Annotated in this window: 16 protein-coding genes; 12 read left to right on the forward strand and 4 right to left on the reverse strand. The window is 66.0% G+C overall.

All coding sequences use genetic code 11. The annotated features are described in order from the left end of the window. Positions 1 to 286 precede the first annotated feature (286 nt). From QX094_RS23925 to QX094_RS23960, 8 genes are all read left to right on the forward strand, one after another. Positions 287 to 1,990: a methyl-accepting chemotaxis protein gene (locus tag QX094_RS23925; RefSeq protein ID WP_315714951.1), complete on the forward strand. Its 1,704-nt coding sequence runs from the start codon at positions 287 to 289 to the stop codon at positions 1,988 to 1,990. 118 nt (positions 1,991 to 2,108) lie between these two features. Further along, on the forward strand, positions 2,109 to 3,665 hold the full coding sequence (locus QX094_RS23930) for an ABC transporter substrate-binding protein (protein WP_316185173.1): 1,557 nt from the start codon (positions 2,109 to 2,111) through the stop codon (positions 3,663 to 3,665). Positions 3,666 to 3,681: 16 nt separating this feature from the next. Then, a complete protein-coding gene (locus QX094_RS23935) occupies positions 3,682 to 3,813 on the forward strand; it encodes a hypothetical protein (protein WP_409999235.1) in 132 nt (43 codons plus the stop codon). Between the two features lie 32 nt (positions 3,814 to 3,845). Beyond that, positions 3,846 to 4,058, forward strand: a complete 213-nt coding sequence (locus QX094_RS23940; RefSeq protein ID WP_410052211.1) for a hypothetical protein — start codon at positions 3,846 to 3,848, stop codon at positions 4,056 to 4,058. A 256-nt stretch (positions 4,059 to 4,314) separates the two neighbouring features. Continuing rightward, entirely contained in the window at positions 4,315 to 6,006 is a 1,692-nt protein-coding gene (locus QX094_RS23945; protein ID WP_316174667.1) for a methyl-accepting chemotaxis protein, read from the forward strand. A 344-nt stretch (positions 6,007 to 6,350) separates the two neighbouring features. Then, a complete protein-coding gene (locus tag QX094_RS23950) occupies positions 6,351 to 7,316 on the forward strand; it encodes an MBL fold metallo-hydrolase (RefSeq protein WP_315714948.1) in 966 nt (321 codons plus the stop codon). Between the two features lie 39 nt (positions 7,317 to 7,355). Continuing rightward, positions 7,356 to 8,462, forward strand: a complete 1,107-nt coding sequence (locus QX094_RS23955) for a tetratricopeptide repeat protein (protein WP_315714947.1) — start codon at positions 7,356 to 7,358, stop codon at positions 8,460 to 8,462. A 112-nt stretch (positions 8,463 to 8,574) separates the two neighbouring features. Continuing rightward, positions 8,575 to 8,913 carry an antibiotic biosynthesis monooxygenase gene (locus QX094_RS23960; protein ID WP_315714946.1) on the forward strand — a complete coding sequence of 113 codons (339 nt, stop codon included), beginning with the start codon at positions 8,575 to 8,577 and terminating at the stop codon, positions 8,911 to 8,913. A 15-nt stretch (positions 8,914 to 8,928) separates the two neighbouring features. Here QX094_RS23960 and QX094_RS23965 read toward each other — a convergent pair whose 3' ends face one another. After that, a complete protein-coding gene (locus QX094_RS23965; RefSeq protein WP_316185174.1) occupies positions 8,929 to 10,440 on the reverse strand; it encodes an acetyl-CoA acetyltransferase in 1,512 nt (503 codons plus the stop codon). A 134-nt stretch (positions 10,441 to 10,574) separates the two neighbouring features. On the opposite strand from QX094_RS23965, the gene yghU reads away from it, so the two are divergent. The 3 genes from yghU to QX094_RS23980 all read left to right on the forward strand — a co-directional run bounded on the left by yghU (position 10,575) and on the right by QX094_RS23980 (position 13,379). Further along, positions 10,575 to 11,495: a glutathione-dependent disulfide-bond oxidoreductase gene (gene yghU, locus QX094_RS23970; protein WP_409998601.1), complete on the forward strand. Its 921-nt coding sequence runs from the start codon at positions 10,575 to 10,577 to the stop codon at positions 11,493 to 11,495. A gap of 348 nt (positions 11,496 to 11,843) precedes the next feature. After that, positions 11,844 to 13,043, forward strand: coding sequence for a molybdopterin-dependent oxidoreductase (locus QX094_RS23975; RefSeq protein WP_316185176.1), 1,200 nt, complete (start codon positions 11,844 to 11,846; stop codon positions 13,041 to 13,043). Positions 13,044 to 13,055: 12 nt separating this feature from the next. Further along, entirely contained in the window at positions 13,056 to 13,379 is a 324-nt protein-coding gene (locus QX094_RS23980; RefSeq protein WP_316170577.1) for a cytochrome c, read from the forward strand. A gap of 25 nt (positions 13,380 to 13,404) precedes the next feature. On the opposite strand, the gene QX094_RS23985 is transcribed toward QX094_RS23980, so the two are convergent. Continuing rightward, positions 13,405 to 14,016: a flavin reductase family protein gene (locus QX094_RS23985; protein ID WP_316185178.1), complete on the reverse strand. Its 612-nt coding sequence runs from the start codon at positions 14,014 to 14,016 to the stop codon at positions 13,405 to 13,407. A gap of 178 nt (positions 14,017 to 14,194) precedes the next feature. Between QX094_RS23985 and QX094_RS23990 the strand changes: the two genes are divergently transcribed. Next, a complete protein-coding gene (locus QX094_RS23990; protein ID WP_316185179.1) occupies positions 14,195 to 14,485 on the forward strand; it encodes a hypothetical protein in 291 nt (96 codons plus the stop codon). A gap of 66 nt (positions 14,486 to 14,551) precedes the next feature. Here the strand turns inward: QX094_RS23990 and QX094_RS23995 are convergent, their stop codons facing one another. Next, on the reverse strand, positions 14,552 to 15,385 hold the full coding sequence (locus QX094_RS23995; protein ID WP_315714939.1) for an alpha/beta hydrolase: 834 nt from the start codon (positions 15,383 to 15,385) through the stop codon (positions 14,552 to 14,554). A gap of 166 nt (positions 15,386 to 15,551) precedes the next feature. Continuing rightward, entirely contained in the window at positions 15,552 to 16,331 is a 780-nt protein-coding gene (locus QX094_RS24000) for an SDR family oxidoreductase (RefSeq protein ID WP_315749184.1), read from the reverse strand. Positions 16,332 to 16,397 lie beyond the last annotated feature (66 nt).

The raw sequence follows: 16,397 nt of genomic DNA on the forward strand, positions 1-16,397 counted from the left end.
GAGTCCCACGGGCAGACGGCGCTTCTCTCGTTCGGTCGCATGGCACGAGACGACGCGTCGCACGGCAAGCCGGAGCGCGTTACCGATCTGGACGGGCAACGATCAGTTTTCGATCGTTGCTCCGTATTTGCACGGACATCGTCTTAACCAGACTTAATATTGGGTTCCGTAGCTTCCACGCGTGGGCTGCGGGCCCGTTTGCGTGACGACGAGGGCGAGCCCCCCGACCGTCGACGTGATCTGTCCCCGAGCGCCCCAAGCATGAGTCGCGCCCGTGGAGACTGACATGTCGTTTGCAATGCCTCATCGCCTCAAGCTCACCATCGGGATCAAGATCTACGCCCTGATCGGTCTGAGCTTCCTCGGTCTGATCGGCCTGACTGCCTTCAATTCCCGTGAGCTCGCTGCCGGCCTCAAGCAGCAGAAGCAGCTCGAGCTGCGGCATCTGACCGAGCTCGCGCTCGCCATCTTCGCCGAGGAGCATGCTGCCGCGCAGAAGGGGACGATCTCGGTCGCCGACGCGCAGAAGCGCGCTCTGGAGCGCGCCTCCCAGCTCCGCTATGGCGGCAACGAGTATTTCTTCGTCACGGACATGACCGCGAAGATGCTGATGCATCCGATCTCGACCAAGCTGATCGGGCAGGACGTCGCGGACATGAAGGATCCGAACGGCAAGAAGCTGTTCCAAGAGATGATCGACGTGGTTCGCCAGCATGGCCGCGGCTTCGTCGACTACGATTGGCCGAAGCCCGGCTCCGAGACGCCGCAGCCCAAGCTCACCCATGTCGCAGGCTTCGCACCCTGGAATTGGCTGGTCGGGACCGGCGTCTATATCGATGACCTCTCGGCTCAGGCCTGGGCCTCGACGCGGCAGTCGTTGATGGCGGCCGGGATCGTGCTGCTGATCCTGCTCGTCGTGTCGACGCTCGTCGGGCGCGGCATCACCAGCCCTCTGCATCGCATGACCAGCGCGATGAAGAGCCTCGCCGGCGGCCGTCTCGACGTCGAGGTCCCCGGCGTAGGACGCGGCGACGAGATCGGCGAGATGGCCGGCGCCGTCGAGGTGTTCAAGAGCAATGCGGTCGCACGTCACGCGCTGGAAGCGGAGCAGAAGGAAGCCGAGCAGCGGGCGCTGGCCCGCCGCAAGGCCGACATGCACAAGATGGCCGACGACTTCGAAAGCGCCGTTGGCGAGATCGTCGAGACGGTCTCGTCGGCTTCGTCCAGACTGGAAGTCTCGGCGGATACCTTGAGCAAGACGGCGGTCCGCGCCGGCGAGCTCGCAACCACGGTGGCGGCTGCGTCGGAGGAAGCGTCGACCAACGTGCAATCCGTCGCCTCGGCCACCGAGGAGATGACGTCCTCGGTCACCGAGATCGGCCGCCAGGTGCATGAATCGGCGCGCATGGCCAACGAAGCGGTCGAGCAGGCGAAGAAGACCAACGAGCGGGTGAGCGAGCTGTCGCGCGCGGCGAGCCGCATCGGCGACGTGGTCGAGCTGATCAACAGCATTGCCGGGCAGACCAATCTGCTGGCGCTGAACGCCACGATCGAGGCGGCGCGTGCCGGCGAGGCGGGGCGGGGCTTCGCCGTGGTCGCCGCCGAGGTCAAGGCGCTGGCGGAGCAGACCGCCAAGGCGACCGATGAGATCGGCCAGCAGGTGGCCGGCATCCAGGCGGCGACACAGGAATCGGTTGCGGCGATCAGGCTGATCTCCGGCAGCATCGAGCGGCTGTCGGAGGTTTCCTCGACGATTGCAGCCGCTGTCGAAGAGCAGAACGCCGCGACCAAGGAGATCTCGCGCAACGTGCAGCAGGCGGCGCACGGCACGCAGCAGGTCTCCGTCAACATCACCGACGTGCAGCGCGGCGCCACCGAGACCGGCTCGGCCTCGACCCAGGTGCTGGAGGCGGCCCAGGGGCTGTCGACAGACAGCAACCGCCTCAAGCGCGAGGTCAGCCGCTTCCTGCAGACGGTCCGCGCGGCCTGACAGGCCGGGGCAATCTCACTAGCTCAATTAACGATCCGACCAGCGTGTCTCAACGAGTTCAAATCCCGTCATGATGGCCTTCCTTGACCTCCGGCCCCGCCACGAGGTGGTGAACCGGATGCGATCGCTCGCGACTTCCTCGGTGATCATCCTCACCCTCATGCTCACGACCTCGGTCGGTGCCGCGCCCGGCGACAACCTCGCCGTCGTGCGCGACCTCGGCGGCAGGATCGGTCCCGCCATCGGAGCGGCCCTTGCCTGCAGCGAGATCCCTCGGCCGCGGATCCAGGCCATCATCGGCAAGTTCCAGGCCGTCATCCGGGAGGCGTCGAGCGACGACGGCGATCGCAACGAGCTGACGCGCGAGTTCGACCGCTCCATCGCCGACGGTCGCGCGGCCGTGGCGAGTGGCCGTCAGGACTGCCGGCGGGCCGAGCTTCAGCTCGCAGACATCGAGCGATCGATCGGCGCGCCCGCAACGGCGGCCGGCGCGCTGCCGGACTCTGCGCCCTCCATCGCTGCGGCTGGTGCGACGAGCGCCGTGCCTGCTCCATCGGTTCGCGGCGTCACGGAGCGCGACATCACGTTCGGCAGCGTCTTGCCACTGTCGGGCGCGAACAAGGAATCGGGTCGGCTGCTCAAGGTCGGCATCGAAGCCGCCTTCAACCGCGCCAACGACGCCGGCGGGGTCAATGGCCGGATGTTCAAGCTCGTCGTCGCCGATGACGGCTATGATCCGAACCGCACGCTCGACGCCATGAAGCAGCTCTACGAAAAGGAGCGCGTGTTCGGCTTCGTCGGCAGTTTCGGGACCGCGACGGCGGCCGTCGCGATCCCATATTCGCTCGAGCGCCGGATGCTGTTCTTCAGCCCCTATACCGGTGCGAACGTCTCGCGCCACGATCCGCCGGACCGCTACGTCTTCAACTATCGTCCGAGCTATTCGGAAGAAGCTGATGCGCTGGTCCGTTACCTGGTGAAGCTGCGCCGCGTGCCGCCACGCCAGATTGCGCTGTTCGCGCAGGACGATTCGTTCGGCGATGCAGGCTTTGCCGGCGTGGCAAAGGCGTTTCGCGTCCTCGGCCTCAGCGACGCCGCGATCCTGCGCGTCAACTACACCCGCAACACCGTGGATGTGGAGCCGGCGATCAACCAGCTCAAGGCCCAGAAGGTGCCCGTCCGCGCGGTCATCATGGTCGCGACCTCGCGCGCGGCGGCGAAGTTCATCGAAAAGGCGCGCGATGCGCTTCCCGGCGTCCTCTTCGTCAATGTGTCGGCGGTCGGCGCATCGGCGCTTGCCAATGAGCTCATGCTGCTCGGTTCGCGCTACGCGGCCGGGGTCGTCGTGACCCAGACCGTTCCCGCCGTCTCCGGCTATTCGAGCGTGGTGCTCGACTACAAGGCCGCGCTGGCTCGACACTTCCCCGGCGAACCGCCGGACTACACCTCGCTCGAGGGCTACATCGAGGCGAGTATCCTGGTTCAGGCCCTGAAGCAGGCCGGTCCGCAGCTCGATACCGAGCGGCTGATCGATACGCTGGAGTCGATGCGCAACATCGATCTCGGTCTTGGCGCCTCGCTCAACTTCGGCCCCGCCGAACATCAGGCCTCGCACAAGATCTGGGGCACGGCGCTCGACGAGACCGGCGCCTATCAGCCGATCGAGCTGGAATGACGCGGCTATCGCCGGGGTGCAGCGCGGCTCCGGCGAGACCGGCTCGGCGTCGTCCCAGGTGCTCTCGGCGGCGCAAATGCTGTCCGGCGACAGCAACCGACTGAAGCTCGAGGTTGGACGTTTCCTGGACACCGTGCGCGCAGCCTGATCCCGGCGCGCAGATCCCGACCAGACCAGGGCGTGGCCGCGAGGCCGCGCCCTTTTTTCGTGGGCCGGTCGGCGCGGATGGCGGGCGAGGCAGCCGGCCAGGCGCGCGCGACCACCGATCGCCTCGGCGGGCTGTCGAAGGCCGCGACCCGCATCGGCAAAATCGTCGAGCCGATCAACATCACCGCCGGCCGAACCAACCTGCTGGCGCTCTTGCGCTTCCTGCAAACGGTTCGCACCGATTGATCCAGTTTCCTGCATCAACGGCGGCAACATGGTTGGGCCGTTCTGTCTGGCTCGTATCGAGGAGACACGCCGGCGACAGGTCTTGTGAGATTGCGGCCGTCCGTGAACGGGGTCCAGCGACCCGTATTTCAACGGTTGCGGCATTTTATCTTAGGTTAATCGGCGACTGCGACAATCGATGCATCGTTTGCAGCAAAATTAGTCATGCCGATGCCGGCATGACTCGCGGCCATCATCGTCGATTGAAAGACTCGCCATGCGTAAGAATTTGCCCGTCACCAACGTCGAGTATCCGATCACGGATGACACGCTGATCGTGTCCAAGACCGACACGAAGGGCAAGTTGACCTTCTTCAACCAGGATTTTGTCGATGCGGCCGGCTTCACCGAAGCCGAGCTGATGGGGCAGCCGCACAACATCGTGCGTCATCCGGACATGCCGCCTGAAGCCTTCGACAATCTCTGGACCACGCTCAAGGCCGGCCGTCCCTGGGTCGGCGCGGTCAAGAACCGCCGCAAGAACGGCGACTATTACTGGGTGCTGGCGACGGCGTCGCCGATCTGCAAAGACGGCCAGGTCGTCGGCTACACCTCGGTGCGCACCAAGCTGCCCGCCGACCAGCGCGCAGAGGCCGAGCAGGTCTATGCGGCGATCCGCGAAAAGCGGCCACATGGTTACAAGATCGACGACGGCATCGTCCGCCGCCGCTCGGTGTTCGACCATCTCTCGATGTTCACCGGCACGATCGCGGCACGGCTGCGAACGCTGGTCGGATTGCAGACGCTGTTCCTGCTCGTGCTTGGTGTCATCTCGTTCGGGGAGGGCGGGCTCGCCGGAATGACCGCCGTGGCGATTGCTGCCACCGGTGTCGTGCTGTGTGGCCTGGTCGGGCTGCGCACAATGAACGTGATCGTGGCGCCGCTCGATCATGTGAACGAGACGATGGAAAGCATCACCCAGGGCAAGCTCGACACCCGCATGCACATCGAGCGCGACGACGAGATCGGCCGCGCCTTGCGTAACCTGCAGACCGTCCAGACGATGGTGCGGTTCAACGCCAGGGAGCTCGGTGAGCAGGAGCGGCGAGCAGCCGCCTCGCGCAAGCGGGAGATGTCGGAGCTCGCCAACAGTTTCGAAGGCGCCATCGGCAACATCGTCAATACGGTGTCCTCGGCCTCCAGCGAGCTCGAGAGCTCGGCCAACTCGCTGTCGAGCACCGCCGTGCGAGGGCAGGAGCTTTCCACCACCGTCGCTGCGGCCTCCGAAGAGGCGTCGGCCAATGTTCAGGCCGTCGCCTCGGCGACCGAGGAGCTCACTTCGTCGGTCCGTGAGATCAGCCGCCAGGTGCAGGAGTCCGCGCGCATCGCCTCCGATGCGGTCGAGCAGGCACGCCGCACCAATGATCGTGTCGGCGAGCTGTCGAAGGCGGCGACCCGCATTGGCGACGTCGTCGAACTGATCAACACGATCGCCGGGCAGACCAATCTGCTGGCGCTCAATGCCACGATCGAGGCCGCGCGGGCGGGCGAAGCCGGCCGCGGCTTTGCCGTCGTCGCCTCCGAGGTCAAGGCGCTGGCCGAACAGACCGCCAAGGCGACCGGCGAGATCGGCCAACAGATTTCCGGCATCCAGGGGGCCACGCAGGAGTCGGTCGGCGCCATCAGGGAGATCTCGACGACGATCGAGCGGCTGTCGGAGATCGCCGCGACGGTGGCGGCCGCGGTCGAGGAGCAGGGCGCAGCAACCGCCGAGATCTCGCGCAACATCCAGCACGCCGCCGCGGGTACACAGCAGGTGTCCGCCAACATTTCCAATGTCCAGCGCGGCGCCAGCGAGACCGGCGACACCTCGGGGCAAGTGCTCAGCGCCGCGCGCCAGCTCTCCGGTGATAGCCAGCGTCTCAAGCAGGAAGTCAGCCGCTTCCTGCAATCGGTTCGCGCCGCCTGACCCAAGACATGACGAAGCGGAGGACAGCGGCCGAGATTGGCCGCTGTCGCATCCGATAGTCGAACGACACAGCCCTACCGATAGCCGCGGACAGAGCCGACGACGCCCCCGCGAACCACGTCGACGCTCATGCGTGCGCCGTTCGTCAGGCGGCGCCCCGCTCGACCGGATCATCCCCCACCGTTGCAGACTCCCCACACCTGACGCCCCGGCCAGAAAGGCCGTTGTCGCGCCATAATCCCGCTAAGGTGCGGAGATTAACTTGTGTTAGGCATTTATTCAACCGACGGTATATTTGAGTGGCAGGCAATGTGATTGCGGGTGGTTTTTCGCGAAGGACCCTGGTGCTATCGGCCGCGACGGCCGCGGCTGCTTTGGGTCTCGATGCGGGACTAGCCGTCGTTGCCGCCAAGCCGCACCGCCGCACTGAGGATCCCGCACGCGGCTATCGCCGGATCACGATCGGCGAGGCGGAGGTGATCGCCCTCTACGACGGCGTGTGGGAAAAGCCGCACGAGGCCGGCTTCATCAGCAATGCCAGCATCAGCGACGTGAAGGACGCACTGCGCGCCGCTGGTCTGAGCCCAGCCTTCGTCCCGGTCCCGATCTCCACCTTCGTGGTGCGGCTGAAGGGCAAGACCGTGCTCTGCGATGCCGGCGGCGGTGGTCAGGTGCAGGGCTACAATTCCGACTCGATCTTCGTTTCGGGTCGCATGCTGGACAATCTGAAAGCAGCCGGCATTCGCCCGGAAGACATCGACACCATCCTGATCTCGCACTTCCATCCCGATCATATCTTCGGCCTGCTCGGCGAGAACACCGACGCGCCGGTGTTTCCCACCGCCGAGATCATCGTGGCTGCGGCCGAGTACAAATTCTGGACCGATGCATCTCTGACCAGCCGGCTGCCGCCGTGGCGGCAGGCGCTGGCGCGCCGCATCCAGAGCGTGATCCCGGGCTGGAAGAACGTGCTGCCGGTCGAGGGCGAGGACGAGGTGGTGCCCGGCATCCGCTTCGTCAGCGTCCCCGGTCATACCCCGGGGCACACCGCGTTTCATCTCGGCTCCGGAGCGGAGCAACTGATGATCTCCGGCGACACCGCCTATGTGCCGGCGTTGTGCCTGCGCCATCCGGAATGGCACGGCGCCTATGACCAGGACGGCGCGGCTGCCGAGGTCAGCCGGCGCAGATTGCTCGATCGTATCGTTGCAGAAAAGATGTTGGTTTGTGGATCTCATTTTCCGTGGGCCGCGTTCGGTCGGCTCACCCGCGATGGCGCCCATTATGCGCTCGACCTGCTCCCCGCGTGATCCCGGACCGGCCTCGGAAGAGAGGTTCGGGATCGCGCCATGACGACGCATTATGAGGTGCTCGGCGTATCGCCGCGGGCCGATCTCGACACGATCAAGCGGGCGTTCCGCCAGGCCGCCAAGGCGCACCATCCCGACCTCCGGGGCAGCGCCGATGCGGCGTCGGAGCATCAGCTCAAGCTGATCATCGTCGCCTACAACGTGCTGCGCGACGCGGGCCTGCGTGCCGAATACGACGCCCATCTCGCCTCCGAGCGCGACCGCGTCCGCCGCGAACGCTGGGACGCCATCCTGCAGTTTACCGCGGCGACCGCCGTGCTCAGCGCGGTCCTGATCGGCCTCGAGATTCTGCTGTTGCCCTCCGCCGGTGACTGGATGAGCAGGCAGGCGACGCGCTCGATCGTGACACCGTCGCCGCAGGCCCGATCGGGGCCGCAGCGCAAGGTCGCAGGTGAGACCGTCCCGGCGCCTGCCGTCCAGGACGCGACCGGAGCCGTGCTCCCGGTGCCGCCTCCGGCGGCGGAGGCCCCCGCGCCGCCTCCGCCGGCAGAGCCGAAAGCGGCAGAGCCGGTCGTGCCGCCTGCGCCGATGACCGCCGCATCCTTGGTGAAGCGCGCGATGGACCGCAGCCGACAGGGCGATCTTGAGGGCGCCGTCGCCGATTTCGACGAAGCAATCCGGCTCGCGCCCCGCAATGCCGATCTCTATCACTACCGCGCCAAGGATCTGGTCCGCATGGGTCGCTTCGACCGGGCGCTTGGCGATTATGAGCGGGCGATCCGGCTGGATCCGCACAACCCGATGCTGTTCCACGATCGTGGACTTGCGTTCCAGCGCAAGGGAGATCTCGACGAAGCCCTTGTCGATCTCGACCACGCCGTGCGCATGGGCTTCAGCGATGCCGCAACGTACAGCGACCGGGGCACGGTGTGGCTGGCAAAGGGGCACTACGACCGCGCGCTCGCCGACTTCAACCAGGCGCTCAAGCTGGATCCGGAATTGGCGGTCGCGGCCGCCCGGCGTGACGAGGCGCTCGCGCGCAAGCGCGACCAGCAATTGGCGGGCGACGACAGCGCGCCTCCGGCGGCTGCGGAGACCACGGGCACGGTGCCTGCCAACGTGAAGCCCAGGCGAAGTGGGCGCTGAGCGCCGGCCCGTGATCCGCACTCGACATCCAGGACGCGGTGGGCAGCGTTGTGCTCACACCTGTCGGCGCGACCGTTCCATCGCGCGGCGGTTTGCGATCCAGGAGCGCGCCATGAGCGTCTACGTGTCCGTCACCGGCTTCCGCCCGCATCGCGGCCTCACGCGGCTGGCGCGATTCTGGTGGCACACGCTGCGCGCCGTCCGCCAGGCGCGTGCGGCTCCCGGGAATCTGCGCGTCGAGCTTCGTCCGGTGAATGGCATCTATCACACGCTGACGGTCTGGACCGACGAAGCCAGCATGCGCGCCTATGTCAGAAGCGGCGCGCACCGCCGCGCCATGATCGGCTTCCGCGACCTCGGTGGCGGCAGGACGCTCGGCTTCGCGGCGGAGCGCGATCCCGATTGGGAGACGGCCTATGCGCGCTGGCAGCACGAGGCGCGGGAGGTGTGAGGCGACGGAAGCGAACTAATTCGTCCGCCACTCCGGCACACCATCGGCGGCCATCGTGATCGTGCCGAGCGCGCCGACCGGCGACCGGTCCTGATCCATCAGCCGCGCCAGCGTGGCTGCGTCCTGCGCCGGCACGCGCGCCAGCGTGCGCGTGTCCTGCTCGGTGCGCAGCATCACCACGCCATGCTCGACCTCGCCGTTGCGATCGAACAGCGCGGTGAAGCTCTCGACCCTGCCGCCGCCGCCGGCCTCGCTGACGAACTCCGGCGTTGCGGCGCGATGCCGATCGGCCTCGGCCTGCACGCTCACCTCCTGCGACAGCGATGACGGCGGCTCGCGCGAGATCACCAGCGCATGATGCTTGGTGACGAAGCCGCCCTGGCCGTACAGCAGGCCGCGCCTGGCGCCGCCGCGCAGCCGCCGCACCATCGCGCAGGCGGCATGCGTCATGTAGGTGTTGAGCGGCGCGCCGAAGAAGGTCAGCCCGCCGGTGACGGTCGGCTCCACGTCAGCGCCGAGGCCGAGGATCCGCCGCGCCATCTTCGGCACGCAGGGAAAGCAGCTGTAGAGCTCAATGACGTCGAACGCCGCGCCGTTGCCGCCGACGATGTTCATCGCGGCCCGCAGCACGGCGTTCTGCGGATGACTTTCGGCGAACTGATCGCGCGTGAGGTAGTCGCGCGGATCCTCCGCCGATGCGCCGCCGAGCGGATAGATCATGCGGCTGTCGGCAATGCCCGCCGCACGCGCCTTGGCCAGGCTGGTCAGGATCAGCGCCGCGCCCATGTTGACCATGGGATTGGCGACCATCAGCTTGGTGTAGGGCCAGGCGATCGGGCGGTTGTCGGCCGACGGCGTCGTGATCTCCTCGGGCGCGAAGTGCCGCTTCAGCCAGGCGTTGGGATTGTAGGCGGCAACCGCGGAAAAGCGCGACCACAGCTCGCAGGATTCGGCGAGCGCCTGCCGCGTCGTCTGGCCCCATTTGGCTGCGCTCGCGACTTCGTAGAACGGATAGACCGTGACCGGACGGAACACGCCGAGCTTCACCGCCAGCGGCTTCTGGAATGCAGCGCCGCGCTTCGGCTCCTCGACGTCATGCGCGAACGGCGTCCACGGCAGGGGCACGCCGGCGCGTTCGGCCTTGGTCGCCGTCGATTGCGCCTCGGCGCCGCAGACCACCGCGACCTCGCATTCGCCGCGCGCGATGCGCAAGGCGGCCTCGTGCAGAAAGCTGATCGGGCTCTCGCCGCCGACGGGACCGTAGTGGCAGTGCGCCGGCGTCACGCCGAGCCGCTGCGCGAGAAGCTGCTCGGGATCGCGGTAGCGCCAGCTCAGGAAGTTGACGACGTCGAGCGAGCCGGTGTCCTGGATGAGCTTGGCGCCCGCGTCATTTTCCGCGCGGCGGATCGCCTGTTCGAGCAGCGCCAGCGGCTCGAGACCGTCGCCGATGTCCTTGGGGCGATCGACGATCTCGCCCACGCCGACGATCACGGGAATGCGGTCGGGGGGCAGGGGACTTGCAGCCATCGGCGTTTCCAGGAGCCGGCCCGCGACGGACCGTCATTGTTGTCTTGTCTCCGTTCTGTCATCGCAGGTTCGACCGCGCAATGCAGAAAATGCTGATGGCGCCCGCGCGCAGCGTGGCTTCCGCTCGACGGCATATGCGCCTAAAACGCTCGCTCCTGACGCTCACGCCGGAGTCTGCCGTGTCTGAACAGAACAGCTATGTGCCGCCCAAGGTCTGGACCTGGAACAAGGCCAGCGGCGGCCGCTTCGCCAACATCAACCGGCCGATCGCAGGTCCGACGCACGAGAAGGAATTGCCTGTCGGTCGTCATCCCTTGCAGCTTTATTCTCTGGGAACGCCGAACGGCGTAAAGGTCACAGTGATGCTCGAGGAGCTGCTGGCGCTCGGCCACAGCGGCGCCGAATACGACGCCTGGCTGATCCGGATCGGCGAGGGCGATCAGTTCGGTTCGGGCTTCGTCGCCATCAATCCCAATTCTAAGATCCCGGCGCTGCTGGATCGCAGCGGGCCGGAACCGATCCGCGTGTTCGAGTCCGGCGCGATCCTGGTTTATCTGGCCGAGAAGTTCGGCGCCTTCCTGCCGACCGAGCCGGCCAAGCGCGCCGAATGCCTGTCCTGGCTGTTCTGGCAGATGGGGGCTGCGCCCTATCTCGGCGGCGGCTTCGGCCATTTCTATGCCTATGCGCCGACCAAGATCGAGTATGCCATCGACCGCTTCGCGATGGAGGTGAAGCGCCAGCTCGACGTGCTCGACCGCCGCCTGGCCGAAAGCGAGTATCTCGCCGGCCCCGACTACACCATCGCCGACATCGCGGTGTGGCCGTGGTACGGCGCGCTCGCCAAGGGCCTGCTCTACGAAGGCGGCGAGTTTCTCTCGGTGCAGGACTACAGGAATGTCCAGCGCTGGACCGACCAGATCGCGCAGCGCACCGCTGTGAAGCGCGGCCGCATGGTCAACCGCGTCTCCGGCGATCCCAAGAGCCAGCTCCACGAGCGCCACGACGCCAGCGACTTCGAGACCAAGACGCAGGACAAGATCGGGCAGGGCACGTAGTTGCGCGTGTGGGGGTGCACAAAGGAGCGGCGAGCTCATCGCGGCGTGCAACAACCGTGGAGCGCGCCGTGCCCAACGTCGTCCCTCGCCGGCGCCGTCGGTGGGCACGCGCCGCCTGACGGCCCCGATTGCCCGCCCCTGCGGTTCGATGCACGATTGCTCTTGTTGCACGTGCGAAGTCTCGGCCGTTGCCGCGCTGCGATGCTATGATTGCTGACGTTCGCGGCTTTTCTCGCAGTGAGAGAATGTGCAACGATCAATTCGCAGCGGCCGTGCATGCCGCCAGATTTCGATGAGAGCCGGCGGTGATGACCGCGGGTTCAAAACGACCACTCCGGAGGGAGTTGCATGATCGACAGACGTGATCTGCTCAAGGGAGCAGGGCTGGCGGCGCTGCTGGGCGGGTTTGGCGCGACTCGCGCGCTGGCCGAGGACACCGTGACGTTGCCCTTCGCCAACGGCGAGCGCCCGCTGGTGAAGTATCCGCAGAAGCGGCCGATGATCGGCCTGACCAGCCGGCCGCCGCAACTCGAAACGCCATTCGGGGTGTTCAATGACGGCGTGATCACGCCGAACAATGCCTTCTTCGTCCGCTATCATCTGGCGGGCCTGCCTTACGATCTCGATCCGGACAGGTTCACGCTCGCGATCAAGGGGAAGGTCGACAAGCCGCTCAAGCTGTCGCTCAAGGACATCCGGAAGATGAAGGCGACCGAGATCGTCGCCGTCAACCAATGCTCCGGCAACAGCCGCGGCTTCTTCGAGCCGCGCGTCGCAGGTGGCCAGCTTGGCAACGGCGCCATGGGCAATGCGCGCTGGCGGGGCGTGCCGCTCAAGACCGTGCTCGACATGGCGGGCGTCCAGGCCGGCGCCAGACAGGTCACCTTCGGCGGCATGGACGGACCGGTGATCGACAAGACGCCGGACTTCGTCAAGGCGCTCGACCTCGATCACGCCATGAATGGCGAGGTGATGCTGGCCTACGGCATGAACGGCGAGGATCTGCCGTTCCTCAACGGCTTTCCGTTGCGCCTGATCGTGCCCGGCTATTACGGCACCTACTGGGTCAAGCACCTCAACGAGATCACCGTCATCGACAACGTGTTCGACGGCTTCTGGATGAAATCGGCCTATCGAATTCCAGACACGCCGAACAACGCCGTCGAGCCCGGCACCACACCGAGAGCGACGATCCCGATCAACCGCTTCACGGTCCGCTCGTTCATCACCAGCCTGGCCGATGGCGCGAAGCTCAAGGCGGGCAGGGCGGTGCTGCGCGGCATCGCATTCGACGGCAGGGCGGGAATCAAGCAGGTCGCGGTCTCGACCGACGGCGGCAAGACCTGGACCGACGCCAAGCTCGGCAGGGATCTCGGGAAATATTCCTTCCGCGAGTGGAAGCTGGCGGTGAAGCTTGCCGCGGGATCCCACGATCTCAAGGTGCGTGCCACCAGCAATTCCGGCGAGACGCAGCCGGAGACGCCGCGCTGGAATCCGGCCGGCTATCTGCGCAACGTCATCGAAACCGTCCGCGTCACGGCGGCCTGAGGAGCAGCACCCATGCAGCGGACGTTTTTCCTCGTCGCCACGCTAGCCACCGGACTTGGCTGCCTTGCGGGCAGCCCCATCGCCCTGACCGCGGCGCCGGTCAACTACCAGGTTCCGCAGGAGACTGCCGCCTTCAAGCCCGGGCCCGATCTCGCCGTAGTGCAGGGCAACTGCACGGCCTGTCACTCCTCCGACTATATCAAGACGCAACCGCCGATGCAGAACAAGAAGGAGTTCTGGCAGGCCGAAGTCACCAAGATGATCAAGGTTTATGGCGCCCCGATCGACGCGGCCGATGTCGGCAAGATCGTCGACTATCTCGCCGCAACCTACTGACGCCCGGGCCCGGCGGCCAGGGCGTTCAGCCAGCGCCCTTCGCCGGCGGGAAATCCATCCGGTCGTCGGTGCGGCAATAGCGGTCGGCGAACATGCGCCCGACAGGATGGAATAACTCCATCTCGACCCGCATCTTCTCGGTGTCCCACAATTCGTCACGGATGTGGAAGGCGAGGCCTTCGCCGAGCACCAGCACGCGATCGCCATTGACGTCGATGAGCTGCCAGGTCTTGCACTCCATCGCGAACGGTGCCTCCGCCAACCGCGGAACGCCGATCATCCGGGACGGTTTGAGCTTGAGCCCAAGGTGATCCGGCTCGCCGATCTCGGGCGGAAAGTCGCCGCCGGTCTCGTGCATCGCCTGCGCCAGGGGCTCGTCGGTGATGTGGACCACGAACTCGCCTGAGCTGCGGATGTTGACCAGCGTGTCCTTGATCCGGCCGTCCGGCCGCAGGTTGATCGCGAACACGCACAGCGGCGGGTCCTCGCCGAGCACGTTGAAGAAAGAGAACGGTGCGGCGTTGACCACCCCGGTCTCGCCTCTCGTCGTAACCCAGGCGATCGGCCGTGGCAGCACGAAGGAGGTCAGGATCTTGTAGCGCTCGCGCGCGCTGAGATCGGTGGCGAGGTATTCCATGTAGAGGCCTCTGATGCGTCGGTTCCCCGACCGTAGTGGGCCGTGACGCGATCCGGAAGCCAATAAAGCGGGCAGGAGTGCGCCCCTCGGCGTCGTCGCGGGAAATTCCCATGTTTCCGGGAACGGCTCCGCCAGCGCCACGTTCGGACAGCACGGCAACTACAAATGGAGGTCGCCCATGAAACAAATGATCAGTCTGGTTGCTTGCGCATTCGTCGTCTCGGCCACGCCAGCGCTGGCGCAGGGCAGCCCACAGACCACGCCGCCGCCGAGTGCGCAGAATTCCGGAGCAGGCATCCAGGGCGCGCCTGGCAACAAGAACGGACCGGGCACTGAGAGGAAAGGCGGCACCGTCGGCTCGTCCACGATCAACCGCCATAATCCGGACGTCAGCGCTCAGGACCCGTCGAACATCAAGGGCATGCCGGGGAATAAGAACGGCCCACCGGCCAAGAAACCGCAGGACTGACGCCTGCGATGGCAGCTGCGCGATTGCGCAGCTGCCATCGCACGCCAGCGCTGAGGTGTCGTCAGATCAGGGCAGGGCCGCTGCGCCGTTGGTCACGATCAGATTGTCGGTGTCTGCCGGGGCCAGTTCGCTCGTCGCATCGCCACCGAGATATTTGTCGAGCGTCGCCTGGATCCGTTCCCGCGCCGTGTAGGGGCCGCGGTCGCTCATCCAGGTGTGCTGGAACTCGGTCTTGATGATGTCGATGCCGCTCTTCTTGTCGACATGCGTTGGCAGCACGCCGGGGTCGGTCTTGAACTGCGGATCATCCGAGCGGAACGACAGGATCTTGAGCTTGTCCCTGATGACGAAAGGAACGCGCAGATTGTCGAGCGTCACCACCTGCGAGACGATGTTCGGATGCTCCTTGGCGAAATACATCGCGGTATCGCCGCCATTGGAGTGGCCGACCAGGGTCAGGTGATCGTAGTCGGCATTCGGATGACGCTTCTTCATCTCGTTCAGCACGCAGAGGATGTTGGCCTCGCCTTTCCGGTAGACGTCGAGCCGGCCGACATAAGGCATCCCGACCTTGGTGACGAGCGGCGGATCAGTCGGAAGGTCCTGCTGGACGCTGGCGACAAGGTAGCCGCGCGCGGCGAACACGTTCGCGAGGAAGGAGTACTCGGTGTTCTTCACTGTGTTGCCGTTGCTGATGATGGCGACCGGCAGCCGCCACAGCCCGGCATTGGCCTTCATCTCGTAGTCCTTGCGCACGGCGACATCGACATTGATCGACCGCTGCCGCGCGGCATCGAAGAACTCGCGGCTTTCGTGCTGAATGCCCCATTTGGCCATTGCAAAGTAACCGGCCACAGCCAGGGCAGACACACAGGCCAAAACCGTCACACCGCGCTTCATGGTATCCTTCCTTGGACGTCTCTCCGTTATGTGATGGAAGACAACGCCCGGGTCACGGGGGTGTGGCAGCCAGGGGTGGATTAAATTTCCGAAATCTTGCAGTGCAGCACGGGAACAATCCGCGGTTGGTGAACCGGCGCGCCGGCTCACCTCCCACTGCGAGGAGTCAGAATGCGGTATAGCCGCCGTCGATCACGAGGCAGTCTGCGGTGTGATAGGACGACGCCTTGCTCATGAGGTAGACGGCGATGCCGCCGAAATCCGACGGCTCGCCGAAGCGGCGCACCGGGATACGCGGCATGACGTTGGCAACGAACTTCTCGTTTCCCATGATGCCTGCGGTCATGTCGCTCTTGATCCAGCCAGGCAGGATCGCATTCGCGGTGACGCCGTGGCGTGCGAGTTCGACGGCGAGCGCGCGGCACAGCGCATTGATTGCCGCCTTGGTTGCCGCATAGTGCTCGTTCCGCGCGGTGCCGAACAGCGAGGCGAGGCTCGAGGTCGCGACCAGGCGGCCGAACGGATCGCCGGCTTCGGCGCGCGCGGTCATGTGCTTGGCGGCGGCCTGGAAGGCATGGAAGACGCCGTCGAGATTGGTCGCGAACATTGTGCGCCATTCCTCCTCGCTGCGCTCGATGAAGGGCTTGCGGCCGCCGCCGCCGATGCCGGCGTTGGCAAAGCAGCCGTCGACGCGACCGAAGGTGTCGAGTGTCGCCTTCATCGCCTCGTTGACGGACGCAGGGCTCGTCACGTCGCAGACATGGGTATCGACCCTGCCGGGCCCCGCGGCCATCGACGCCGCAGCCGCCTTGTTCTTCTCGGCGTTGCGGCCCCAGATCGAGACGTTGCAGCCACTGGACGCAAGTGCCTGGGCGATTCCGAGGCCTATGCCTCCATTGCCGCCGGTGACGACGGCCACACGGCCGGTGAGGTCGAACATGCTCATGGGGTTCTCTTGGGCGTTTCCGTGATGATGTGAGCGCGCTGCGCGCCGCTTCGGTTATTGGGATGA

Source organism: Bradyrhizobium sp. SZCCHNS1050 (genome assembly GCF_032484785.1).
Lineage (GTDB): Bacteria > Pseudomonadota > Alphaproteobacteria > Rhizobiales > Xanthobacteraceae > Bradyrhizobium.